Origin of the sequence: Sorangium sp. So ce693 (genome assembly GCF_051521375.1) — a bacterium.
Classification (GTDB): Bacteria; Myxococcota_A; Polyangia; order Polyangiales; family Polyangiaceae; genus Sorangium; species Sorangium atrum.
The window spans coordinates 5,439,100-5,462,897 of sequence record NZ_CP150347.1; the positions used below are offsets into that span (position 1 = coordinate 5,439,100).

Below are 23,798 nucleotides of genomic sequence, written 5' to 3' on the forward strand. Positions count from 1 at the left end.
CGCGCGGCCGGGCCCCCGCCCGGAGGCGGGGCCGGCGCGGGGAGGGGGGTCAGACGGTCGCGAACGCGTCGGCCGGGATGTCGAGCGCGGACGAGTCCTCGCGCCCGAGGATCTCGGCGGAGAGCTTCGCGTGCGGCAGCACGTTGGCCGCGAAGTAGAGGGCAGCGTGCTTCTTGCCCTCGTAGAAGGCGCGGTCCTTCGCGCCGGCGTCGCCGGCCGGGAGGCCCTCCATCGCCTTGAGCGCGATGACCGCGCCGTCGAGCAGGAGCCAGCCGATCGCGAGCTCGCTCATCATCTCGAGGAAGCGGTTCGCCGCGAGCGGCACCATCGGCATCTTGCCCATCTGGAACCACGAGAGCAGCCGCATCGCGGTGCCGGCGACGGCCTCGTGCGCCTCGCGGAGCTCCTTGATGCTCGCGGCGAGGACGGGGTGCTTCTCGTTGGCCTTCACGAACTCGGCCACGTCGTTCAGGAAGGCCTGCAGGTTGACCCCGCCGCCCTGGCCGAGCTTCCGCCCGACCAGGTCCATCGCCTGGATGTGGTTCGTGCCCTCGTAGATCGAGAAGACCTTCGCGTCGCGGCAGTACTGCTCGACCGGGTAATCCTTCGTGTACCCGGCGCCGCCGAAGGTCTGGATCGCCGTCTCGCAGACGCGGAACGCCTGGTCGGACGAGTAGGCCTTCACGAGCGGCACGAGCAGGTCGACCTGGCCCTGGTTGTAGGCGGCCGCGCGGTCGTCCTTGCCCTGGTAGACGGCGACGGCGTCCTGGTGGCGCGCGAGCTTGATGATGAGCGCGCGGATGCCCTCCACGCGGCTCTTCATGTCGAGCAGCATCCGCCGCACGTCCGGGTGATCGATGACCGGCACGCGCGGCGCGGTCGCGTCCTTCCACTGGAGGATCGACGAGCCCTGCTTGCGATCCTTCGCGTACTCGAGCGCGTTCAGGTACGCCGAGGACGCGACCGACACGCCCTGCAGGCCCACGGAGATGCGCGCGCCGTTCATCATCCGGAACATCTGCGGCATGCCCTGGTGCTCGACGGTGCCGACGAGCTCCCCGAGGCACGCGTCGCTCTCGCCGAAGTTGAGCACGCACGTCGACGACCCGTTGATGCCCATCTTGTGCTCGATGTTGCCGACGACGACGTCGTTCGACCCGCCGAGCGAGCCGTCGTCGTTCACCCGGATCTTGGGCACGACGAAGAGGCTGAGCCCCTTCGTGCCGGGGGGCGCGCCCTCGACGCGGGCGAGCACGAGGTGCACGACGTTCTCGGTGAGGTCCTGATCGCCGCCGGAGATGAAGATCTTCGTGCCGCGGATGAGGTACTTGCCGTCCTTCTGCTTCACCGCGCTCGTCCGCGACGAGCCGACGTCCGACCCGGCCTGGGGCTCGGTCAGGCACATCGTCCCGCTCCACTGCCCGCCGTACATCCGCTTCAAGAAGAGGTCGCGCTGCCTCGGCGTCCCGAAGTGCTCGATCACCTCGGCCGCGCCGTACGTCAGCCCGGGATACATGTTGAGCGCCGCGTTGGCGCCGCAGAGGAACTCCTCCACCACCGTGTAGAGCGTGAAGGGACCGCCCTGGCCGTCGTACGCGGGCGAGACCGAGACCGACTTCCACCCGGCCTCATACAGCTTGTCCCACGCGTCCTTGAACCCCGGCGGGGTCTTGACCTGCCCCCCCTCGATGCGACAGCCGACCCGATCGCCGACCGCGTTGAGCGGGCCGAAGACATCGCACGCGAACTTGTACGCCTCGTCGACGACCATCCCGACCTCGTCGCGCCCCCACGCGTCGTAGGGCGCGCTGCCGAGCAGCTCGTCCAGGCGGAATTGCTCGAAGAGGAGGAAGCGGATCTCGCGGAGGTCGGCCTTGTAACGGTTCTGTTGGGTTTGAGCGTTCGACATGGGAGACCTCCTCGTTGCCGCGGCAGGGAGGCGCTGGCAGCCGGTTCCCTTCCCGGTCTTCCGCGCAGCTGCGGCACAGTTCTGCATTCGCCTAGCATGTCGCCGCGGCGCGTCAACAACCGTCCGCAACATGTGGAGAATCTCGTGGAGATCCGTGAAGATCGGGGCATCTACGGCGGGTCCTCGGCGGGGCTTCGACGCCGGGAGCCATGGCGTTGAACTGGCGAGCGGCGCGGCGTAGGCTCGCTCGCGCTCGACCATGTCCGACCCGGCTTACATCACGCCCAGCGGGGCCAGGAGGCTGTCCGAAGAGCTCGCGCGGCTCCGCTCCGTGGAGCGGCCTCGCATCGTCCAGGAGGTCGCCGACGCGGCGGCGCAGGGCGACCGCTCCGAGAACGCCGAGTACATCTACGGCAAGAAGAAGCTGCGCGAGATCGACCGGCGGATGCACTACCTGACCAAGCGGCTGGAGAAGGCCGTCGTGGTCGATCCGTCCGAGCAGCGCGGAGACAAGGTCTTCTTCGGCGCGACGGTCGAGATCGAGGACGAGGACGGCGCGCGCCGCACGTACCAGATCGTGGGCGAGGACGAGATCGACAGCGCGGCAGGGCGCATCAGCTGGCGCTCTCCGGTCGGTCGATCGCTCCTCGGCAAGCGCGCGGGGGACGTGATCACGGTGCGCCGCCCGGCGGGCGAGGCGGAGATGGAGCTCATCTCGGTGCGTTACGGCTGAGCGCCGCGCTGGCGCCAGGGCCGGAGAAGGAGACGGGAATCGGCATGAGGATCTTGCACACGATGCTTCGGGTCGGCGATCTCGAGCGCTCGATCGGCTTCTACAGGGACGTGCTCGGGATGGAGCTCCTGTCGCGGCAGGACTACCCGGAGGGCAAGTTCACGCTCTGCTTCCTCGGCTACGGGAAGAACCCCGAGCACGCCGAGCTCGAGCTCACGTACAACTGGGGCGTGGACAAGTACGAGCTCGGCACGGCGTACGGGCACATCGCGCTCGGGGTCGACGACATCCGCGGGGCCTGCGACCGCATCCGGGCGGCGGGCGGGAAGATCACGCGCGAGCCGGGCCCGATGAAGCACGGCAAGACCGTGATCGCGTTCGTCGAGGATCCGGACGGCTACAAGGTCGAGCTCATCGAGGAGTCGAGCCGGAGCCGGTAGCCGGAGCTCGAGGCCGGCAGATCGAGGTCGTCCAGGCGCGTCGACGCAGGGGAGGGCGCGGAGCGGCCGGAGGCCCAGAGGAGCCTCCGCGCTGCCCGCGCCCCGTCGCTGCTGCGCGCTCGCTTCGAGTCCGCGAGGCCCGGACGATCAGGCGCTCACGACCGGCGCGGCGTCGTTCGCCGGCTCGGGGGCCGAGAGCTCGCCGCCCTCTGCCGCGGACGCCTCCTCGTCGGGCGCCTTGGCCGGCGCCTCGGACGAGGCGCTGCTCGCGGCCGCCGCGGCCTTCTCGGCGTTCGGGCGTCGGCCGCGCGGCTTCTGCAGCAGCGACGGGGCGAGATCGCCGTCGCCGCCCTCGTGCCAGCGCAGGTACGCGACGGCGCGGCGGCACTCCTCGTACGCCTTCGCGACCAGCGAGATCGCGCGGGCGCGGCGATCGCCGGCGTCGGTGATCTTCGGCGCCGCGGACGTGCCCTTGCCGGGCTTCGCGGCGAGCGCGGCGAGGAGGCGCACGCCGAGATCCGCGGCGCGCTCGAGCTCCTCGTCCTCGACCGCCGTCTTGGCGCGGACCTTGTCCCAGGAGCCGCGGAAGAGCTCGGCCAGGGCGATGAGATCGCTCGCGAGATCCGCGTGCCCCTTGCCCTTGCGGATATCGGCGACGCGCTGCTTGTCGAGCAGGTTCCTGTGACCGAGCGCCTCGGCGGCGACGAGGAGCGCCTCGCGCAGCGTGCCGGCCTCTTCGGTGAGCTTCTTCGTGTCGAGCTCGCTCGCGGGCGTGCTGTAGAGCAGATCGGCGTACCAGGCCGCGAGGGCGTAGTCCTCGAGCTCGTCCAGCATCGCGATCGGGTGGTTCGGTAGATCCCGGACGATCTCGTCGCGGAGCTCGCGCAGGTGGGGCAGGGCGGAGAGCACGGAGCTCACGGCCCTGGGGACCTCGACGTAGACGGTCACGAGATCGTCGGGGCCGAGCTCGAGGAGCTTCGGCTCAACGCGGCCGTACGCAGCGAGCGCGGCGGCCGGCGAGGACGGGAGAACGGGAGCAGGTGCTGCTTTCGGGGGTCTCGCCATACAGGTGTCTCCAGCGGAGGGCGCGCACACTGCCAGACGGACGCGCGAAGGGAAAGGGGGACCGCGCGATTGCCGCCGGAGGCTCGGCCGGAGGGCGCCCTGGCGCGAACAGACTCTCCGGCCGGGCGCGCTGTGCTCTGGTAGATTGCGGCGCGAGGACTCACGACATCATGTACGCGATTGCGATCATTCGTTACAGGCGACCGCTCGACGAGGTGCTCCCGGCCGTCGACGCCCACCGCGCCTATCTGAAGGGGCTCATCGAGCAGGGACTCGTGCTCGCGTCAGGGCCGCTCGATCCCCGCTACGGCGGCGCGCTCCTGCTCCGGGTGCCCGACGAGGCGGCCGGGGCGACGCTGGATCGGATCCGGGACGGCGATCCCTTCACGGAGAAGGGGCTGGCGCAGTACGAGCTCCTGCCGTGGGCGCCGGTGTTCGGAAAGGAGGAGCTCGACCGGGCCTTCGCCCCGAAGCCCTGAAGGGGGCGCCGGGCTGTTCATCGCCCCGGCGCCGTCCGCGCGGCCGCAGCGCGCCGCGCGCTACGGCGTGTCGAACGAGAGCACGCCCGCGTCGTCCGTCGTGGTGCGCCCGCCCGGCGTGATGCGCATCGCGAGCTCCGGCTCCCGGGAGACGACGGCCACGTCGTAGCCGGTCTTCGGCAGGAGGCCGGTGATCACATGCCTGCGCGTCGCGCGAGGCACCTGATAGGACAGCGGCGCCGAGCTCGGTTGCGGGTCCGAGCGCAGATCCGAGCGGAAGAGGACGACCGTGCCTGCCACGAGCGCGCCGTCGAACCCGGAGCCCTGCGCGCTGTCGATCCGCGTCGCCGTATCCACCGCCGCGCCCGCGTCGGCCCCTTGGAGCACGTGCAGGAAGCGGACGTCCGTCGGAGCGGTCGGATCCTCCACGACGAGGCGGTGGGTCGTCGGCTCCATGGCCGCCGGCTTGTCGACGTTCTCGATCGGCACGGCCGTCATGCGGCCGTTCCGCGGCAAGAGGCTCTGGATGAACAGCGTCTGCCCCCGCGGGGTCACGGAGCTGGCCGTCCGGCCGGCGATCCGCGGCGCCGAGGTGGTCATCAGGTTGAACCGCTTGAACCGGCCGGCGGTGCGCGACGTCGCGCGGTCGTAGAGGACCACGTGATCCGGCTGCAGCCAGACGACCGACCGGCTCGCGTGGACCATGTCGCGGGCGGCGTCCGTCGGCGCCCAGACGTTCTCGCGGGTGTTGTACAGATCCGTCGCTATCCCCTCGGCGAACACGTAGCCGGCGCCCCGGGTCATGCGGGTGATCGGATCGCCGGCGGCGCGCCCCTCGCGCCACTGGCCGCCTCGCGCGACGATCTCCTTCTCGAACCAGCGAATGTTCGACGGCTTGTCGTTCTGCAGGGAGAGGGTGTTGTGGTAATCGGTCGTGGACCCGATCAGGTTGTTCGAGTAACTCGTGTGCTCCTTCGTCAGCCACTCTCCCTTCCGGTAGAGCTCGATCTGATTGCAATCGCCGATCTGGTGGTTGATGGTGACCCAGCCGCACCGCCAGGTGAACCACGTCGCGCCCGCCGTCCAGTCCGAGCGCGCGCGGAGGGAGCCGCGCCCCGGCGCCCGCTCGAAGAAGGCGGTGGGCATCGCCGAGCGAGGATCCGGCGGGAGCGGCGCGGCCGGGTCGAAGAGCATGAAGCTCAGGATCGCCCGGCTCGGGGCGGGTGAGCCCCAGATCTTGGACGTGCGCGCGTAGAGCTCGGGCGCGCCGCCCGCGATCGTGTTGGCCACGATCCAGCGCGACCTCTGCAAGCGCGCGGTGTTGCCCGTGAGCTGGTCGTAGACGCCCAGCGAGCCGAACAGCTCCGCGAAGCGCGGCTCGACCCAGCCCTGCAGCGTGTCGCCGTAGTTCGCCACCTCGTAGACCGGCCCGAGGTCGCTCCTCGACGGGTAGGAGATCGGGCCCGGCGCGATCGAGTGCAGGAACCCGTCCGTGAAGCGGTCCCAGGTTCCGCTGCGCAGCAGCCCGATCTGAGGTCCTGACTGCGCCTGGGCGCCGTAGCCGGCCGTATAGAGCCCGAGCAGCGCCTGGTGGAGGGTCGCGACGCCGCCGCTGCCGTAGAGAAAGCCCTCCACGGGCATGCCGCCGCTGGCCACGCCGAGCCCGTCGGACGGGACCCCGAGCTGCTTGGCCGCGGTCTCGGAGGCCTCGAAGATGGCGAATGCCTGGTAGAGCCACGCCCCGGTCGCGTCCGCGCGGTAGCTGCGCAGCGTGTTGCCGAGCGCCCCCGCCGGCGCGCTCGGATCGAGCGGAGGGTCGTCCGCGTCGTCCATCGAGAGCGACATCAGCGTGACGCTGCGCAGATGGCCGAGATAGTAATTGTTCGCAGCCCACCTGAGCTGGAGCGGATCGCGGAGGAGCGCGGGATCGTTCATGACGCCGACCGGGTGGGGGTGCTCGTTGCCCGCCGTCGAGGCGTGGAGGTTGTCGTCAATCCACCTGAGAAAGACCTGCCGTATCTTGGCCTTGTCCCCGGCGGAGAGCACCGGACGGCCGCCGCTGTCGGTCGCGCCGTAGATCCAGTCGACCGTCAGCGGGAAGCCTTCACCCCACCAGCGCGAGCGGTCGCCGGTCGCGAACCCCGGGCGCCGGAAGGGCTGGCCGTCGGCCCTGCCCTTGCTCGCCTCCTCGATGGCATGCATCAGGAGGTTGCGCGCCCTGACAGCGTGGGTGGGGCGGGCCGCTGCGTCGGGATCGATGAGCGACATGAACGCGAAAAACTCGGCATACGCCTCGGTCGGATACTGCTCGTAGGCGTTGGTGCCGCCGTCCGGCCACGTCGGGTTTGGCCGGCCATTCGGATAGAACCGGCCTTCGTAAGCTGCGATCGCGCCCCGAAGCGCGGGCACCATGGCTTCCGTGTACATGCGGTTTCGGCCGTCCGCGGCCCACCCGCGCAGCCTGGGGAGGTGTTCGTTCGTGAGCCAGAGTCGCGGGTGACCGGCGACAGGCTGCGCGGCGGCGCGCCCCTGCGCCCCGACAAGGCCCAGAGAGAGCACCGCGGCGGTGAGGATGTGGTGAATCGGTCGCATGCTGGTTCTCGGTATCGCTGGGCGCGAACAGCCGCGCCGGCCAGCGTTGACCCACGCTGAACAGCACGCGTCGTGCCGAGTATCTGCGTGCGCGCCGCGCGTCGCCAAGGAAGGAGCAGTGCGCGTCCGTGTCACATGGCCAACATCGACGGCGCCGCCGAGCGGCTCGCGCGCGGCGACCTCATCAGCCCTCGGGCCGAGACGCGCGCATCATCCCTGTGGTCGAGCGGCGGAGGACGGCGCTGCGCACCTCGCGTCGGTGGTAATGTTGCATACCATTCATCTGATAAGGAGACGCCATCCCGGATGAGGTGGCGCTCGCGCATCGTGGGGCAGGACGGCGGCGACGTAGAGCGGCGTAGAGCGACGTAGAAATAGCGAGCGCAATCGAAATATCGAGCGGGGTGAGCCCTCGCCTCCGCGCCCCTCCGCGGCCCCGGAAGGCGCGGACACCTCGGAACCTCGGAGGACACGCGCACGGCGGACCGAGGGCACATGACGCGAATCCGCCACACCTCCGCGCGGATCTGTCGCTATACTCGGCGAAGATAGGAGCGCTCCGCAGTATGCCGACGCCAGACTCCTCCCAGTTCCTTGGCGATCCTCGGATCCTCCGCGAGGGGAACCTCGTGAAGGGCACCCTGATCAGCTCCCGCGCCGAGGCCCTGAGGCAGAGCTATGGCGAGCGGGTCGTGGCGGATCTGAGCCGCCAGCTCTCGCCGCAGGCGGCCCGCTACATCGACGATCCGCCGATGCCGCTGGCCTGGCACGACATGGCGCCGCTCCTCGAGATCGACTGCGCGCTCCTGCATGGGCTCTTCGGCGGCAGGATGGAGAAGATGCGCTTCTTCGGCGCGGAGATCGCCCGGAAGGACCTGACGACGACCTACAAGACGATGGCGGCGGTGGGCTCGCCGTCGGTACTCTTCAAGCGCTTCGGCCTAGTGTACAAGACCTATTTCAGGTACGGCGACTTCAGCGCGACGGCCATCAGCGACGCCGCGGGGAGGGCCACCCTCTCGGGCGGCGGTCTGCCGCTCTACATGTGCAGCCATGGCATCTCGGGCTGGGTCGAGGCGGGCCTCGCGCTCCTCGGCAGCCGGCGCAGCTCGGTCGAGCATACGTCCTGCAGGCACCGCGGCGCGCCGCGGTGCACCTGGTCGATCTCGTGGTGATCGGCCCTTGGCTCTGCTGCGGGAAGTCGGCCGGGGAAGCGAACCGCCAAGCCGCCAAGGGCGCCAACAAAACCGGGGAATAGGGGGGATGCCCGGACGGCCCCTTTTCCCCTCTCCCCTTGGCGTCCTTGGCGGCTTGGCGGTTTTTCTGCTGATCCGGGGCAACTTCCCGCAGTAGAGCTACGCGGCGGCCCGCCCGTCGTCCCCGAACGCCGCCCGCGCGAGCAGCCGCCGCAGCGCCTCGGCGCTCTCCTCCCACGACGGCGGCGCCGCCTCGGCGAACGCGTCCTCGTCCCAGGCGCGCGCGAGCGCCTCGCGGAGCGCCCGGCCGAGCGCCCCCGCATCGCGCGGCGGGACGAGCAAGCCGGTGCGCCCCGGCGTCACCACGTCCGGGATGCCCCCGACGCGCGTGGCCACCACAGGACGCGCGGCCGCGAGCGCCTCGAGCACGACGTTCGGGGTTCCCTCCGCCCAGCTCGGAAGCACCAGCAGATCCGTCGCGGCCATGTGGCGGGCAACCGCGGAGAGCGGCCGCGCCCCGACGGCGATGATCCGGCCGCGCCCCTCGAGCAGATCGGCCGGCGCGCGCTCGCGATCGCGCCGCGCGGCGGCCTGCTCGACCGCAGCCCGCTCCGGGCCGTCGCCGACGATCACGAGATGGACAGGCTCGCTTCCGTCGCTGCCGAGCGCCTCGAACGCGCGCAGCAGCTCGTGGATCCCTTTCTCCCGGCTGACGTGCCCGACGAAGGTGACGATGCGCCCGTACGCCGGGAGCCCGAGCTCGCGCCGGGCCGCGCGCCGGTCGGCAGGGCGGAAGAGCGCGCGGTCGACCCCGTTGCGGACGAGGACCGCGCGTTCCTTCGGCGCGCCGAGCGCCACGAGCGCCTCGACCATCGGCCGGCTCACGCCGATCGCGCAGGCGGCGGACCGGAGCGCGCTGCCGACGAGCGGCCGCACCGAGCGCCAGCGCGCCACGACGTTCACGTCCGTGCCGTGGGCCTTCACAGCGTAAGGGAGGCCGAGCATCCGGGCGAGCAGCGCCGCGGCGCAGGCGTCGGGGTAGAGCCACGCCCCCAGCACGACGTCGAACCGCCCCCGCAGCCGCGGGACGTGCGGCAGGAGCCCCGCCAGGTAGAGCGGCGCGTTCACGGGCGCCAGCACCCGACCCGCCCCCGGGAGGTACGGCGCGCGCGCGTGGACCACCGGGACGCCATCGATCTCGTCGCGCGCGGGCACCGCCACCAGCCGGCCCGGACGCGTGCGCTCGCCCAGGAGCGATACGCCCGGGTGGTACGGGATCGCCGCGAGCACCTCCACCGCACAGCGGCGTGACAGCGCCGCGAGCTGCTGCCGCTGGAATGCGCACGACAGCGGCTCAACCCGGTTCGGAAAGATGCGCGTCACCCAGAGGACGCGCGGCTGCCTCGGCCAGCCCGCCTCCTTCATACCCACGTTCACGCCAGGCTTCATGATGTAACATTTGTTACATTCCATCGGTCCGCCCTCAGCGGGGCAGCGATGGACTCCGAGGTACGTCCTGCCCTGTCGGCGCACGTCCACACCGCGAGCGCGCGCCTCGCACGACCTGGCCCGCTCTCCGGAGCGTCCCTGGCAGCGCCGCCCAAGCCCGGCGCGGCGCGCTCCCGTGACACGCGCATGCCGAGGCCAGATTTGTAATGTTGCAAACATCATCGAACGTGGGACGCTCCGGGCGCCGGGCGTGCCTGCCGGGGAGGGGAGGGGCGGCCGATTCGGGTCGCTCCGTGCCGCGGGGCTTGCCGCTCGACAGCGAGGGGGCGCGTGTTCTCGTTCGTCTTGCCGATGTGGGACTCCGACGTGACGGCACGGGCGGCGGTGGAGCAGAGCGTGGCGTCGAACGTCGGGGACGTGGGCTCGGGAGCGCTGATGGCTGGCGTCGTGGGCTCGCTCGAGGGCTCTCTCCGGGGCCAGGTGTCGCGTTATGGACTGAGCGTCGATGGGAGCTACGAGCGGGTGTTTCAGGTCTCGCTCGACTCGGCTCGACTCACGCCCTCCGACAGCGCCTCGGCGCGGCTCGGCGGGGGAGCGGGCTGGGCGCTCTCGCCGCTCGCGGACCTCTCCATGGCTGCGGCCGGCTACCTCGCGACCCGCCTCGGCGTGCGCGCCGATGACGCGCTCGCCGCGCGCGATCCCTTCCTGTCCGGCGATCGCCTGCAATACACGCTCTCCGCCGGGCCGGCCCTCTCCATCACGGCGTCGCGGCGGTCCTCGGTGCGCCTCGGCGCCGGCTACGAGCAGGCGGGCGCGCTCTCGGCCGACGACCCTGCCGCGGTCGGGATCGACGCGCACACGGGGCGCGCCGAGGTGAGCACCTCGTTCGACCTCGGCGCGCTGGACACGCTGACACCCGAGCTCCGGTACGAGGTCACCCAGTACCGTCACGCGCTGCTCGACACCGATCTCACGCGCGGCGCGGCCCGCGTCCACGCCGGCGCCGCGCTCCTCTCCGAGTCCCACGAGCTCACGCGGAACGTCTCGACGCGCGTCGCCGGCGGCGTGACCGTCGCGAGCCCGCCGCCCGTGCTGTCGTCGCGCGACGCGGTGATCGCGCCGGCGGCGCGGATCGGGCTCACCTATGTCGAGCAGCGCTATCGGCTGACAGCGGGCTACGCCTATGCCTACACGTCGCTCGGGCCGAGGATCGGATTCGGGCACCAGCACGAGGCGTCCCTCGAAGCGAGCTTTCGGCCCGCCCGGGGCGGCGCGACCCGCGACCTCATCGTGACCGGAGTCGCCCGCTTCTCGACCGGCAGCGCCCCCGTCGCCGCCAATCCGCCGCTCCACCTCACCCCCGGCGCGCCGGCGCCCTCCAGGGAAGGGTCGCTGTCCACGACCACGGCGCTCGCCGGCGCGCAGATCTCCTATCCCCTCTGGCGCGGGATCGCGCTGAGCGGCGGCGTCGATCTCGAGTACATGCGCGCCGCGCTCGATCCGGCGCCGAGCGCAGGCGAGGCCGGCGGCTCGCTGAGGAGCATCGTCAGCGCCGGGATCTCGGGGACGCTCTCGACGGATCGACACCGGACGCTCCGCCGCGATCCCGACGGCGCATGGGATGACGAGCGCCGCAGCGCGATGATCCAGGGGATGCCCTCGGGCCGCTGGCAGGCGCCCGAGCCAGGCCGCGAGCTCGACGATGGCGGCGACGCCTCCGGCGAGACCCCAGATGCCTCCGGCGAGACCCAGCCCGCGCGCGCCGCGCAAGCCGGCCCGCGCGCGACGCGCGACACGCGATAACCCCCCCTCGACACGCCAATCGCTCTCCCGACCGGGAGCGGCGCGCCCACCCGTGCGACGGCTCAGCCGCCGGAGAGCGGCCGAGACTACCGCGCGCCGAGCGGCGCACCCCTGAGGTGGCGCGCAGCGGCTCCGCCTCGGTCCACGTGACGCTAAGGACTCGACGTATGCAATCCGTCGACGGCGTTACTCGTGCCGCGACTCCCCACGACAGCCCGCACGTCATCGGCGCAATCCGGCCGCGAAATCGCCAATTTCGCCGGGCCCGGCCCCGCGTGCGGCGGATCAGTCCGCCGTCGTGAAATGAGATTCGTCGGAGGCATCTGGCGATCTGCCCCGGTCTGCTCTAGTGTGGGTTCAACTACAACCGTATGTGCCCCGTCAGAGGCGACGCGCCGTGACGTGCGACCGCCCGGGGCCGACGAGTGGAGGGACGATGCTGGAGCTGTTCCGGTCGCCGCGCCGGGCCATGGTGTGGTTTGTCGAGGCCAGCTTGCTCTCGCTCCTGGTGTGCTGCGCGCCGGGCGTGCTCGTGGGCTGGGAGCACACGCTCGATGGGGAGCGCTTCGGACGGACGGCGAGCATCTCGTTGGTGGCGCTGGCGTCGCTCTATTATCACGGCCTGTACGGGCCCGAGCCTCCCAGGGCGCGGGCGCTGGTCCTGACGACGTTCCGGGCGCTCGGCCTAGCGGCGGCGGTGCTGTGGCTCGCGTTCTGGCTCGTGCCGGACGCGCAGATCAGCGATCGGGTGATCCTGACGTCGCTCGGGGCGGCGGCGCTCGTGCTCCCCGCGTGGCGCGCGGCGTGTGATCGGGTGATGAGGAGCGAGAGCTTCTCGAAGCTCGCGGTCGTGCTGGGCTCGGGCGAGCTCGCCCGCTCGTGCGCGGCCCTCATCCGGAAGGATGGACAGGTCCTCGGGCTGCGCCTCGCCGGCCGCCTCGTCCGCGACGAGGAGCCGATCGACGAGGTCGAGATCGCGGGGAGGTACCGAGACCTCCGGCGCCTCGTCGAGCAGCGCGGCGTCGGGGCGGTGATCGTGGCGACGTCCGAGCGCCGCGCCGCCTTCCCGCTGGAAGAGCTGCTCGATCTGAAGCTCCGCGGCGTCGAGATCGAGGAGGGCATGGATTTCTACGAACGGGTGACCGGCAAGATCTGCGTGCGCGAGCTGAAGCCGAGCCAGATCATCTTCTCTCACGGGTTCAACGTGCGGCGGCGGACGCTTTTGGCGAAGCGGATCTTCGACGTCGTGTGCGCGACCGCCGGGCTCGTCCTCGCGCTGCCGCTGATGGCGCTCACGGCCGCCCTGGTGAAGCTCGACTCCAGGGGGCCGGCGCTCTATTCGCAGATCCGGACAGGCGCTCTCGGGAAGCCGTTCAGGATCCACAAGTTCCGCTCGATGAGGACCGACGCCGAGAAGGACGGGGCGGCGTGGGCCACCGAGAACGATCCGCGCGTGACCCGCGTCGGGCGGTTCATCCGGAAGACGCGGCTCGACGAGCTGCCGCAGCTCTGGAACGTGCTGGTCGGCGAGATGAGCATGGTGGGGCCGCGGCCCGAGCGCCCCGAGTTCATCGACGCTCTGGAGAAGCAAATCCCCTTCTTCCGGCAGCGGCTCTTCGTGAAGCCGGGAGTGACGGGACACGCACAGGTGCGCTGCCGTTACGGCGCGTCCGCCGAGGACGCGCTGGAGAAGCTCCAGTATGATCTCTACTATATGAAGAGCTTCTCGCTCTGGTTCGATATCTCCATCCTCATCGACACCGTGAAGGTCGTGCTCTGGCGCATCGGCGCACGGTGAAATGATCCGGCTGCCGCGCCGTGCAATGGCTGCGCTCTTTAACGCCGGGCCCGGTGGCGCGCCCTCTGCAGAGCACGCGCCAGAGATCGGCGGGCGTCGGTCTCCGGGGGGATTCGGCGATGAAGACGTGGAGATGGGCGAGCGTCGTGAGCTCGGTGCTTCTGGTGCAGGGCTGTGCGGAGCTCGACCCGGCGCCGGGAGAGAGCGTCGCCGTCGCGGAGAGCAGCCTGAACGTCTCGACCTTCCGCTTCATGGAAGGCGGAGAGTTGCCCTATGTGCTCGGCTTCTCGCCCGAGACCGGCCAGATCCTCGGCGGCGCGCACCAGCTCCTCATCCCTCGAACCGGCGGCCGCGAGGCGATCGACGGCGCCAACCTGCCCTCGCAGCTGCACCCCGACCTCCGCGGCTCCCTGCTCCAGCTCAACTCGACGCTCCGGGAAGGCGAGGCGCAGTCGACCGCGTTCGCCTCGAACTGGTGGCCGCAGCGGCAGAACGGGATCGCCGATCGCTGGAACTCGGCCAACAAGAACTACTCCGATCGGACCTCCGACCCGGACAACCTCTCTCCCGCCGAGAAATACGATGTCCTCTTCCACCCGGGGCAGATGGAGAGGCTCGGGGGCATCGCCGCGTGGAGCATGGACGACCTCAGGAGGCCTCCGTACCTGCGCAATCCTCCCTATATCCAGCCGGCGGTGGTCGTGGCCGGCCCGGTCACGCGCTGGGAGCTACAGCATCATGGGCTCTACCAGGGTGTCTATCCGGAGTACTGGTGGGGGCACTGCAACGGGTGGTCGGCCTATGTCGCCGCCGAGGGGGCCGGGCCGCGCCGCGACGTCCGGGTGAAGCTCTCCGGCTCGACCGTGACCGAGTGCGCCGCGGCGGAGACCGGCTGCGTGCTGTTCCGCATGGCGGACATCGAGGCGCTCATGAGCGAGCTCTACTTCAGCGACTCGGTGACCTTCTCGGGGCGCCGCTGCGAGACGCGGGCGGATCGGACGATGCGCGACGTCTACGGCAGGCCCGTCGACCCCGCCTGCCGCGACCTCAACCCGGCCACGATGCACGTGGCCATGACCGGGCTGCTCGCGGTCGGAGCAAAGCCGCTCCACGGCGACTCGACCGAGCGACAGAAGCTCATGTTCATCGTCGACCACACCTGGGACGTCGAGGTGTGGAGCTTCCCCGTCAAGCAGTTCTCGATCGATGTCATCGAGGAGGTGGACGCCCAGCAGGCCGCGCGGCTCCTGTGCGGCGGCGCGTACATGGGCGCCGACTGCTACAATTACCGGTTCAACCCGAGCGCGACGCGCTTCGTCCGCGTCGCCGCGCGCTTCTGGATGATCTCCGATTCGGTCACCGGCGAGACGCTGCTCACGCCGCCCGAGCAGCGCACCGTCCCGCTCTCCGTGTCGGAGCTGCACTATGTGCTCGAGCTCGACGACAACCTCACCATCCTGGGCGGCGAGTGGATCAAGAACCCCTCGATCGTCAACGGGATCAACGGCAAGGAGCTCCACCCGGATTATCTCTGGATCCCGGTGCGGGCCCAGGGCGCGGGCGAGGACGCCGACGATCTCGGGGGCAGCGAGGACAACCCCTACATCTCGTACGCGAAGGTCAAGGCGCTGCTCACGCTCTCGCGGCGGGACGACTGAGGCGCAGTGCTTTATACGCCACGCGCGCCACGCCAGAAGCGCCCGGTCCCGCGAGGAGCGGCGGGCGACCGCGGACGGCGGTGCGGCGGAGATTCAAGAAGCGTTGGCGGGGTGGACGGGACTCGAACCCGCGGCCTCCGGCGTGACAGGCCGGCGTTATAACCAACTTAACTACCACCCCAGACGTCAGCGATACGATCGCTCGGCGAGCGCCGAGCCTGCTCGGCTTTCCTTCCCATGAGCAAGCTCGCCACGAGCCAGACCTCCTCGCCTGGCCTGCACCGAGCGATGCAAGCCAACCGAGGGAGGCTCAGGCGAGCATCGGCTCAGATGACAGGGAAGAAAGCTGGCGGGGTGGACGGGACTCGAACCCGCGGCCTCCGGCGTGACAGGCCGGCGTTATAACCAACTTAACTACCACCCCAGACTGACATCACTACAGATCACCCAGGCCCCTAGACCCAGGAAGTGGGCGGGACAGGGGTCGAACCTGCGACCATCGGCTTGTAAGGCCGACGCTCTGCCGCTGAGCTACCCGCCCCGTCGGAGAGGTGCGCGACTGTACTCGCCGAACGGAGTCCGTCAAGATTTATTTCTCGCGGCCTCCGTCCCTGGCTGATCGAGCCCGCGTCTGCCCCTGGATCTCCTTGGCTTTCGCCACGCGCCACGCGCCACGCGCCTGCCGCGCGCCCGTCGCCACGCTCGCGATCCGCGTCCAGGCCTCGCGTCGCTCGTTTGCTGCGATGCCAAGCGCCGTCACGAACGTCGAACGGACGTGCGAACAGAGCTGCTGAACCGTGTGACAACCTGACTCATCGATACACTTCTAACGCAAAATTCCCGTGTGTCCGCGCTACGCTGTGCGTCAGCGGCGCCAGCCGCGCGTAGGCGTAGTGGGAGGAGCAAGCAACGTATGGCGGAGAAGATCGGCATCCTCGTCGGCTGGGAACAGTCGTTCCCTCAGGCGTTCCTCGAGAGGTGCAACAAGGTGCCCGGCGTCCGGGCGGAGATCGCGAAGCTCGGCGGGACGCCCGAGCGGTTCGAGAGCCCGTACCGGGTGCTCATCGACCGGATCAGCCAGGAGGTGAAGCACTACCGCTTCTACCTGAAGGCCGCCGCGCTCGGCGGGGCGTTCGTGATCAACGACCCGTTCTGGTGGAGCGCGGACGACAAGTTCTTCGGCTACTCGCTGGCGTCGCAGATCGGCATCGCGACGCCGCGCACCGTCATGCTGCCCCAGCGCGACTACATCCCGGCGATCGTCAAGGAGCGCAGCCTCCGCAACCTCGAGTATCCGCTCAACTGGGAGGCGATCGTCGACTACGTGCGCTTCCCGGCCATCCTCAAGCCCGCGGACGGCGGCGGGTGGAAGGACGTGTCGGTGGTGCGGAGCCAGGAGGAGCTGCTCGCCGCCTACAACGCCTCGGGGCAGAACGTCATGACCCTGCAGGAGTTCATCGACTTCGACGACTACGTCCGCTGCATCTGCGTCGGCAAGGATCGCGTCCTCCCGATCCAGTACGACCCCAGGGCGATCGGCCCCACGGGGCTCCGCGGCTGCTACGTGCAGCACGACAGCGAGCGGTGGCTCCCGAAGGCGCTGCACGACCGCGTCATCGAGGACGCGATCAAGATCAACAAGGCGCTCGGCTACGACATGAACTCGATCGAGTTCGCGATCCGCGACGGCGTCCCGTACGCGATCGATTTCACGAACCCGGCGCCGGACATGCACATCGAGCACCTGCGGGAGCGGTACTTCAACATCGCCGTCGACTGGATGGTCGCGTTCGCCGTGGAGTGCTCGCGGGGCGACCGGCGGACGCGGGACGGCTACGCGTGGTCGAGGCTCGTCCGGCCCTCCATGGGCAAAGTTCGGCTCGGGGCCTCGTCATGACCGACGTCGAGGGGCTCCTCGACGGCCAGTTCACGCTGGGCATCGAGGAGGAGTTCCAGATCGTCGACGCGGAGACGCGCGAGCTGCGGTCGTACGTGAGCCAGCTGCTCGAGGGGGGGCCGGGCCACGAGCTGCTGCGCGGCCGGGCCCGCCCCGAGATGCACCAGTCGGTCGTGGAGACGGGCACCGGCGTCTGCCGGGACATCCGGCAGGCGAGGGGAGAGCTCGCCGAGCTGCGCGGCAGCCTGAACACGCTCGCGCGGCGAGGGGGGATGCGGATCGTCGCGGCCGGGACGCACCCGTTCAGCGACTGGAAGCAGCAGGACATCACCGACGGCGAGCGCTACCGGTGCATCGTGGAGGACCTGCAGGACGTCGCCCGCGCCAACCTCATCTTCGGGCTGCACGTCCACGTCGGCGTCAAGGACCGCGAGGTGGCGATGGCCCTCGCGAACCAGGTCCGCTACTTCCTGCCGCACATCCTCGCGCTCTCCACAAGCTCGCCGTTCTGGCTCGGCCGCCCCTCGGGGCTGAAGAGCACGCGCAGCGAGATCTTCAAGCGCTTCCCGCGCACCGGGATCCCGGGGACCTTCGAGTCGTACGGCCACTTCCAGCGCTTCGTCGACCTGCTCGTGAAGACGGGCTGCATCGACAACGCGAAGAAGATCTGGTGGGACGTCCGCACGCACCCGTTCTTCGACACGGTCGAGGTCAGGATCTGCGACATGACCACGCGCCTCGACGACACCGTGGCGCTGGCCGCGCTCGTCCAGGCGGTCATGGGCAAGCTCTACCTCCTCTACCGGCGCAACCTCGGGTTCCGCGAGTACCGGCAGGAGCTCATCGAGGAGAACAAGTGGCGCGCCGTGCGCTACGGCCTCGACGGGCAGCTCATCGACTTCGGGAAGCAGGAGCAGGTCCCCGTCCGCCATCTCGTCGGCGAGCTCCTCGAGTTCGTGCGAGAGTCGGCGGAGATCTTCGGGTCGCAGGGCGAGCTCGAGCGGATCCGGGCCATCCTCCGCGAAGGGACGAGCGCGGATCGCCAGCTCGCGGTCTACGCCAGGACGAAGAGCTTCCACGCCGTCGTCGACGACCTGATCGAGCAGTCGAGCCTCGGCCTGTAAGGCCCCGAGCGGCCCGGCGCCGGAGGCCGCCGCGGGGATGCCGCGCGCCGGGAGGGGCCCTCCTCCCGGCCGCGGGCGCCTCCGGCGGAGGCGCTCGGCGGGGCAGGGGCGGCGGGACGGCAGGACGCACCGTGAGGCGGCCGCCGGTCGAAGGGCACCGCCGTGCGAGAATTTCTGCTCGCGCGCCGGCTCTGCTACCGTGCGGCCGTGGGAAACGCTCCGCATCGCTGCGTCGCAGCTCTCTCGGTGGGCTGTCTGCTCGCGCTGTCCGCCGCCGCGGGCGCCGCGGGTTGCGCGTCGACCGAGTACGTCAACGAAGGTCCTGGGCAGCCGACGCCGCGGGCCTCCGGCTCGCTGCCTCCCGGATCGGTGGGCGCCTGCAAGCAGCCGTTCACGAAGCGGCCGCCCATCGTGAGCGAGGAGCTCTGGGCGCACGCGAAGCCGTGCACGCCGCGCACGCCGCCCTCGTACATCCGGCTCGGCTACGCGAAGGACGGCTCCGCGGGCGCCGATCCGGAGGCGGAGCAGCTGGTCGAGAAGGTGCTGGCGGCGCTCGCCGAAGGGACGAAGCCCGACGGCGGCAACAACCAGGTCACGAGCGCGATCCGCGCGGTGCGGTCCTACGCGGCGAGGAAGGACGAGCTGCGCGCCCGGATCGCGCGGGACTCCGCCTCGGATCAGGCGTGCGACGTGACCTACCTGCTCAACACGATGTCCGCCGCGCGGGGCAAGCTGTCCGGAGGCGACGCCTGCACCGCGGAGGTGTTCGACCCGGAGACGCGCGCCGACGCGTGCCTCTTCGACGCGAAGCGGCCCGAGGGGCTCTGGCTGTCGAGCGGCTGGTCCTGCATGACGTTCACCGGGGAGCTCGGGAACGAGGCGTCCTGCCATCAGCTCTGCGGTTACGACGACTACTGCGCGCGGCAGGTGTACTGCGCGGCGGGCGACGTCAACCTGCTGCTCTGCGCGCTCGGCGTCTGCCTGCCGGAGCCGTCCGCCGGCATCAAGTGACGGTCGCGCGGCGCGCGGAGCTGGTCGGCGCTAGTCCGCGCTAATCGGCGCCAATTGGCGCTAATCGGCCAGTAGCGCGCTCAGCCGCTCGAGGATGCCGCGGAGCAGCTCGCGCGCGCCGCGGAGCAGCGCGCGCACGTCGCGAAGGGCGTCGTGGACCTCGCCGGGCACGGGCAGGAGGCCCGCGCGGGCGGCGAGCGCCGCCCCCGAGACGAGCAGCAGGACCACCACCAAGGCCAGGAAGATGCGTCGGGGCCACCGCCGCCGTCGGCGGGGCGCCGGCGTCATCAGGGCCGGAGGCGCGGACTTGACCGGCAGCTTGCGGCTGGACGGTGGCGGCGGGAAGGAGGACTTGGGCGGCGGCTCGTCGAGAGAGACGGGGAGGATGCCGGCGAACGTGGCGGGGAGCGGCGTGTTCCCGGCGGGCGGCCGCTTGCTGCTGCGCGGCTCGCCTCGCCGCCCGGACGTGGAGCGGGGCTCCCCCCGCGCCGACAAGCGGCTGTCCGCGAGCTGGATCGCCGTCGCGAGCTTCTTCCGGCGCTCGGCCACGGCGTCCCCGAGCGCCTCGCGGACGAAGCGGCCGACGTCGCCCTCCGTGACCGGGGCGCCGAGAGAGATCGCGATCTGGTCGAGCGTCCGCTGGAACGACGCGCAGTCGCTCCAGCGGTCCGCCGGATCCTTGGCCAGCGCGCGCTCGATCGCCAGCGCGAGATCGAAGGGGATGTCCGGCACGAGCTCGCGGATGGGGACCGGGGCGAAGCGAATGATGTTCTCCATCGTCTTCGCGTCCGTCTTGCCGCGGAACGGGTGGTAGCCGCTGAGGGTCGTGTAGAGGAGGACCCCGAGCGAGAAGATGTCGGCGCGCCGATCGACCTTGCCCGACGTGAGCTGCTCCGGCGAGAGGTACGGGATCTTGCCCTTGAGCTGGCCGGCGACGTGCGTCTCGTGCAGGCGGCCCGTGGCCTTGGCGACGCCGAAGTCGACGATCTTCACGATGCCGTCGAACGACACCATCACGTTCTGCGGGGAGATGTCGCGGTGCACGAGGTCGACGAGCCTGCCCTCGTCGTCGCGCAGCTCGTGCGCGGCGTGCAGGCCGGCGCAGATGCTCGAGGCGATGCGCAGGAGGATCGGCAGGGGGACGCCGACGCCCCCGGTCGATTTCACCTGCTTGTTCAGCGTGGCGATCGTGTCGCCGTCGACCCACTCCATCACGATGTAGAGCACGCCGTTCTCGTCGCCGAGCTCGACGATCTCGACCGCGTGGGGGTGCCGGATGCGGGACGCGAGCCGCGCCTCGTCGAGGAACATCGCCTCGAAGGCGGGGTCGTCGCCGAACTCCGGCAGCATCGTCTTGATGGCGACGATCTTCTGGAAGCCGCGGGATCCCACGAGGCGCGCCGCCCAGACGGCCGCCATCCCTCCGCGGGCGACCGGCATGAGGAGCTCGTAGCGGCCCAGCGTGTCTCCAGGCTTGAGGTCCGACAGGATCTGCACGCGGTGGTCGTCCTACTGGATGGGGAGGCGGAGTTTGGAGGGGTAGGGATCGAGTGCCGCCGTTACGTTCGTGGAGGCCCGTAGCCTCGACGTCTGCCGGAGCGACGCAGCGCCATCGCGCCTGCACGTCACGAAGGAGGTCCCGCAAAGCCAGGGTGCCACGAAGCGTATACGGACCTCAAGCTCGGGGGCGAAGGCGCATCGGATGGACGCATCGCAGCGGAGGGTAGGCGAGCGCGGCCCGAAGAGAGAGCGCGGCGAGCGCGGCCAGGGCGATCGATGTGACGCGAGGAGATCGGAACGGATGCGAAGCGGTGCGAACCGATGGGAACGGATGCGAAGCGATGCGAACCGATGGAAATCGATGGGAACCGAGCGCCGCGAAAGGGAATGATTCGTTGCGTGTAAAGACGCGTGTAAAAGTGCGCGTAAAGGTGCGAAAAGTGCGCCAGCTCGCGTTGAAGACGCGGGCGCTGGAGTCGTGATACACGGTGAGCGACCTGCTCGACGAGGCCTCATGGAAGCCAATTTGCGCCCGATCCCGCCGCCGCACGACGAAGACAACGAAGACGTGCACTGGGCGCTGTCGACCGCGACCGCGCTGTGGGGGCGCGGGGAGCGTGACGAGGCCCTGAAATGGCTGCGCCGCGCCGCGGAGCAGGCCTCGGATGCCAACGCCGACCTGCGCGCCCTCGAGCTCTTCAAGGCCGCCGCGGAGGTGGCGCAGAAGATCGCGGCGCTCGACGCGGACACGGCCACGGCCTCGCAGCCCCCGACCGCGAGCGCGCCGCCGAACGCGGCCTTGAGCGCGCCTCCCCAGGGGTCCGGCGCTCCTGCCGCAACGGCGAGCGCGCCGCCGCCCAGGCCGAGCGCGCCGGGGGCACCGGCGAGACCGTCGCGTCCGCCGGGCGCGGAGGCAGGGCGAGCCGAGCGCGGCGGCGCGGGCACGAGCGCGCCGCCCGCCGCGATGCGGGCGCCTTCGGTCCGCGCGCCTGCCGGCGATGCGCCGACAGGGCCGCTCGCCTCCGCGGTGGCGACGTTCCGCGACGGAGCCGTGCCCAGGCCCGCGGCGGGGGTGAGCCGGCCGTCGTCGGTGGTGCCGGGGCGCGCCCCTGCGCCGGTGAGCGCAGCGGCGCTGCGCGAGGTGACCCCGACGCAGCTGTCGCCCGCGGCCCGCGCGCCCAGCCACGCGCCAGGGCTCCCTGCGCGCCCCGGCGCGGCGACGAAGACCGGCGCCCCGCCGGGTGCGGCTGCCTCGACGGCCGCATCGCCGGGCCGCGCTGTCCCGGCGAACGCGCGTGCGATCACCGGCTTCGCGGCGTCGCCCCACGGGAGGGTGTCGTCGACGACCGCGGTGACCGAGGAGGTCCCGGTGGTCAAGCTCCCGGCCGCGGGCGCGTTCGCTGGCCAGGAGCCAGGGCAGGGCGCGTCGGAAGCGGCGCGCGAGAGTGACAGCGGGGAGCAGCCGGCCGACGCGGATCCTCCGGCCGATCAGCGCGCCACGGTGCCGACGCCGACGGCCATGGCCGCGGCGCTGGCGCGGCGGCCGGCGGTCCCGCTCGGCGTGGGCTCTTCGCAGGAGGCGACCGAGCGGCGCCCGGGGCTCTGGCCGAGCACGGACGAGGAGGGCACCGCGCGCCGCCCCCTGACCCCGCAGGAGCAGCGGGTGCTGATGGAGCTCCGGATCGAGGACCTGGACGAGGAGACGCCGATGCTCGCCCTGGAGGCGCTGGCGGGCGACGGCAAGGCGCACGCTGCCGCACCGGAGGCGGGCCCCGCGTCCGATGACCGCGCCGACTGGACCGAGGCCGAGCCGGATGAAGCCGACGCTGGCATCGCGTCTGCGGATCAGCAGGGAGACGGGGAGCCCTCGGACGCGGTGCAGGGCCGGGGCGCGGAGGGGGCGGCGTCCTGGTCGCAGGGAGCTCCCACGGACGATCGTGGGGGCTCGTCGGAGGACTCGTCGTGGAGCGATCCGCCGTACGAGGGGGAATGGCAGGCACCGCCGCCGCGGCTGCCCGCGTCGCAGATCGAGCCGCTGCCGGCGCTGCGGATCGCGGTGATCGGCATCTCGAGCGCCGGGGAGCTCCGGCTCGTTCCGATGGACGGAAGGAACGCTCCGCCACGGGGCGCGGCGCTCGGGATCCTCGTCCCGTTGAGCCCCGGGGACGGCGAGACGATCGCGCGGCTGCTCCAGCTGCGCAGCTGAGCTGCCGCGGCGCCGCGCGTGCACGTTCGGCAAGAAGTGGGGCATCCCGCGCATCGGCGATAGCCTCGGGGGATGCATGACGAACGGACGGCCCCGAAGCGGATCCGCGTGACAGGACTGCAAGAGGCCCAGCTGCCGGCGCTCGTGGCGCTGGAACAGGCGTGTGCGGCGATGCACCGCGAGGCTGGCCCTGGGGTGGCGGAGGTCGAGGCGCGGACGCTCGCCGATCTGGCCGCGCTGACGCGGCGGCACGACGTGCGCGTGGCAGAGGCGGACGACGAGGTAGCCGGTTACCTGGCGTGGCGCGACGAGGCGCCTGGGGTCGCAGTCCTGGAGGAGCTCTCGGTGCACCCGGACCACCAGCGATGCGGCATCGGCACGCGGCTGCTCGCGGAGCTCCAGGGGCGAGCGCGCGAACTCGGCCTGGAGCAGGTCGTGGTGCGCTCCAGGGAGAAGGCGAGCTGGGCCCGGGCTTTCTACGAGAAGAAGGGCTTCGAGCCGCTCGGCGACGAGGCGCCGGCGGAGGTCCGGGCGTGGTGGAGCGAGCAGCAGGAGGCCTCCGGGAGCCCGCTGACCCGAGCCGGCGAGGTCGTCCTGTGGGCGGCCATCCCGCCGCAACGCCCTGAAGCGCTGGACGAGGGCGACGTGGGCGACGAGCGCGGCGAGAGCTGAACCCAGCCGGACGGACCGTTCGCTCGGGGCCGTCCCGAGCCGACGGGCGCCCGGACGAAGGCGCGCGGCTGCAGAAGCGCGCGGACGACTCGGCCAGGGTTCGCCTAGCTGCGCTCGGACCAGCCGTGGGGCCTGGAACCCCGCCCGGGCGCGCGAGTTGACATAATGTTTCTTATGCGATCCACGGCCGGTGCGGCGGGCAGGGGAGCTCGGCTCGATTTCACGAGCAAATTCATGCATCTGGGGCCGATGCGGGCCGCATCCCG

At 71.1% G+C, this 23,798-nt stretch carries 17 protein-coding genes and 3 tRNA genes; 12 read left to right on the top strand and 8 right to left on the bottom strand.

Annotation, left to right across the window (positions count from 1 at the left end; genetic code table 11):
* Positions 1 to 49: 49 nt before the first annotated feature.
* A complete protein-coding gene (locus WMF14_RS20310; protein WP_437803216.1) occupies positions 50 to 1,909 on the bottom strand; it encodes an acyl-CoA dehydrogenase in 1,860 nt (619 codons plus the stop codon).
* Between the two features lie 259 nt (positions 1,910 to 2,168).
* Here WMF14_RS20310 and greB point away from each other — a divergent pair, with 259 nt between their 5' ends.
* Both greB and gloA read left to right on the top strand, forming a co-directional pair.
* On the top strand, positions 2,169 to 2,642 hold the full coding sequence (gene greB / locus WMF14_RS20315; protein WP_272099185.1) for a transcription elongation factor GreB: 474 nt from the start codon (positions 2,169 to 2,171) through the stop codon (positions 2,640 to 2,642).
* A gap of 44 nt (positions 2,643 to 2,686) precedes the next feature.
* Positions 2,687 to 3,082: a lactoylglutathione lyase gene (gene gloA / locus WMF14_RS20320; protein WP_272099187.1), complete on the top strand. Its 396-nt coding sequence runs from the start codon at positions 2,687 to 2,689 to the stop codon at positions 3,080 to 3,082.
* Positions 3,083 to 3,229: 147 nt separating this feature from the next.
* On the opposite strand, the gene WMF14_RS20325 is transcribed toward gloA, so the two are convergent.
* Positions 3,230 to 4,147 carry a hypothetical protein gene (locus WMF14_RS20325; RefSeq protein ID WP_437803219.1) on the bottom strand — a complete coding sequence of 306 codons (918 nt, stop codon included), beginning with the start codon at positions 4,145 to 4,147 and terminating at the stop codon, positions 3,230 to 3,232.
* Positions 4,148 to 4,317: 170 nt separating this feature from the next.
* On the opposite strand from WMF14_RS20325, the gene WMF14_RS20330 reads away from it, so the two are divergent.
* On the top strand, positions 4,318 to 4,626 hold the full coding sequence (locus WMF14_RS20330; protein WP_272099190.1) for a YciI family protein: 309 nt from the start codon (positions 4,318 to 4,320) through the stop codon (positions 4,624 to 4,626).
* 60 nt (positions 4,627 to 4,686) lie between these two features.
* Here the strand turns inward: WMF14_RS20330 and WMF14_RS20335 are convergent, their stop codons facing one another.
* A complete protein-coding gene (locus WMF14_RS20335; RefSeq protein ID WP_437803221.1) occupies positions 4,687 to 7,218 on the bottom strand; it encodes a hypothetical protein in 2,532 nt (843 codons plus the stop codon).
* A 566-nt stretch (positions 7,219 to 7,784) separates the two neighbouring features.
* Between WMF14_RS20335 and WMF14_RS20340 the strand changes: the two genes are divergently transcribed.
* Positions 7,785 to 8,393: a hypothetical protein gene (locus WMF14_RS20340; protein WP_437803223.1), complete on the top strand. Its 609-nt coding sequence runs from the start codon at positions 7,785 to 7,787 to the stop codon at positions 8,391 to 8,393.
* Positions 8,394 to 8,573: 180 nt separating this feature from the next.
* Here the strand turns inward: WMF14_RS20340 and WMF14_RS20345 are convergent, their stop codons facing one another.
* Positions 8,574 to 9,863 (bottom strand): glycosyltransferase family 4 protein, encoded by a 1,290-nt coding sequence (locus WMF14_RS20345; RefSeq protein WP_437803225.1) that lies wholly within the window; start codon positions 9,861 to 9,863, stop codon positions 8,574 to 8,576.
* 330 nt (positions 9,864 to 10,193) lie between these two features.
* On the opposite strand from WMF14_RS20345, the gene WMF14_RS20350 reads away from it, so the two are divergent.
* From WMF14_RS20350 to WMF14_RS20360, 3 genes are all read left to right on the top strand, one after another.
* On the top strand, positions 10,194 to 11,666 hold the full coding sequence (locus WMF14_RS20350) for a hypothetical protein (protein ID WP_437803226.1): 1,473 nt from the start codon (positions 10,194 to 10,196) through the stop codon (positions 11,664 to 11,666).
* Positions 11,667 to 12,063: 397 nt separating this feature from the next.
* Complete coding sequence (locus tag WMF14_RS20355; RefSeq protein WP_437803228.1) at positions 12,064 to 13,464, top strand: sugar transferase; 1,401 nt, start codon at positions 12,064 to 12,066, stop codon at positions 13,462 to 13,464.
* 119 nt (positions 13,465 to 13,583) lie between these two features.
* On the top strand, positions 13,584 to 15,122 hold the full coding sequence (locus tag WMF14_RS20360) for a hypothetical protein (RefSeq protein WP_437803230.1): 1,539 nt from the start codon (positions 13,584 to 13,586) through the stop codon (positions 15,120 to 15,122).
* Between the two features lie 104 nt (positions 15,123 to 15,226).
* Here WMF14_RS20360 and WMF14_RS20365 read toward each other — a convergent pair.
* The 3 genes from WMF14_RS20365 to WMF14_RS20375 form a co-directional block, all read right to left on the bottom strand.
* Positions 15,227 to 15,303 (bottom strand) — tRNA-Asp (locus WMF14_RS20365).
* Positions 15,304 to 15,469: 166 nt separating this feature from the next.
* Positions 15,470 to 15,546, bottom strand: a tRNA-Asp gene (locus WMF14_RS20370).
* A gap of 45 nt (positions 15,547 to 15,591) precedes the next feature.
* Positions 15,592 to 15,663, bottom strand: a tRNA-Val gene (locus WMF14_RS20375).
* A gap of 372 nt (positions 15,664 to 16,035) precedes the next feature.
* Between WMF14_RS20375 and WMF14_RS20380 the strand changes: the two genes are divergently transcribed.
* The 3 genes from WMF14_RS20380 to WMF14_RS20390 all read left to right on the top strand — a co-directional run bounded on the left by WMF14_RS20380 (position 16,036) and on the right by WMF14_RS20390 (position 19,154).
* The gene (locus tag WMF14_RS20380) at positions 16,036 to 17,019 is read left to right on the top strand and encodes an ATP-grasp domain-containing protein (protein ID WP_437803232.1); all 984 of its coding nucleotides are present in this window, start codon (positions 16,036 to 16,038) and stop codon (positions 17,017 to 17,019) included.
* Complete coding sequence (locus tag WMF14_RS20385; RefSeq protein WP_437803234.1) at positions 17,016 to 18,143, top strand: carboxylate-amine ligase; 1,128 nt, start codon at positions 17,016 to 17,018, stop codon at positions 18,141 to 18,143. The genes WMF14_RS20380 and WMF14_RS20385 overlap by 4 nt, the downstream gene beginning before the upstream one ends.
* A 246-nt stretch (positions 18,144 to 18,389) precedes the next feature.
* Positions 18,390 to 19,154: a hypothetical protein gene (locus tag WMF14_RS20390; RefSeq protein WP_437803236.1), complete on the top strand. Its 765-nt coding sequence runs from the start codon at positions 18,390 to 18,392 to the stop codon at positions 19,152 to 19,154.
* 60 nt (positions 19,155 to 19,214) lie between these two features.
* On the opposite strand, the gene WMF14_RS20395 is transcribed toward WMF14_RS20390, so the two are convergent.
* The gene (locus WMF14_RS20395) at positions 19,215 to 20,651 is read right to left on the bottom strand and encodes a serine/threonine protein kinase (protein WP_272099209.1); all 1,437 of its coding nucleotides are present in this window, start codon (positions 20,649 to 20,651) and stop codon (positions 19,215 to 19,217) included.
* Between the two features lie 517 nt (positions 20,652 to 21,168).
* Between WMF14_RS20395 and WMF14_RS20400 the strand changes: the two genes are divergently transcribed.
* Positions 21,169 to 22,860, top strand: coding sequence for a hypothetical protein (locus WMF14_RS20400; protein WP_437803238.1), 1,692 nt, complete (start codon positions 21,169 to 21,171; stop codon positions 22,858 to 22,860).
* A 72-nt stretch (positions 22,861 to 22,932) separates the two neighbouring features.
* Complete coding sequence (locus tag WMF14_RS20405) at positions 22,933 to 23,532, top strand: GNAT family N-acetyltransferase (RefSeq protein WP_437803239.1); 600 nt, start codon at positions 22,933 to 22,935, stop codon at positions 23,530 to 23,532.
* The last annotated feature ends 266 nt before the right edge of the window (positions 23,533 to 23,798 follow it).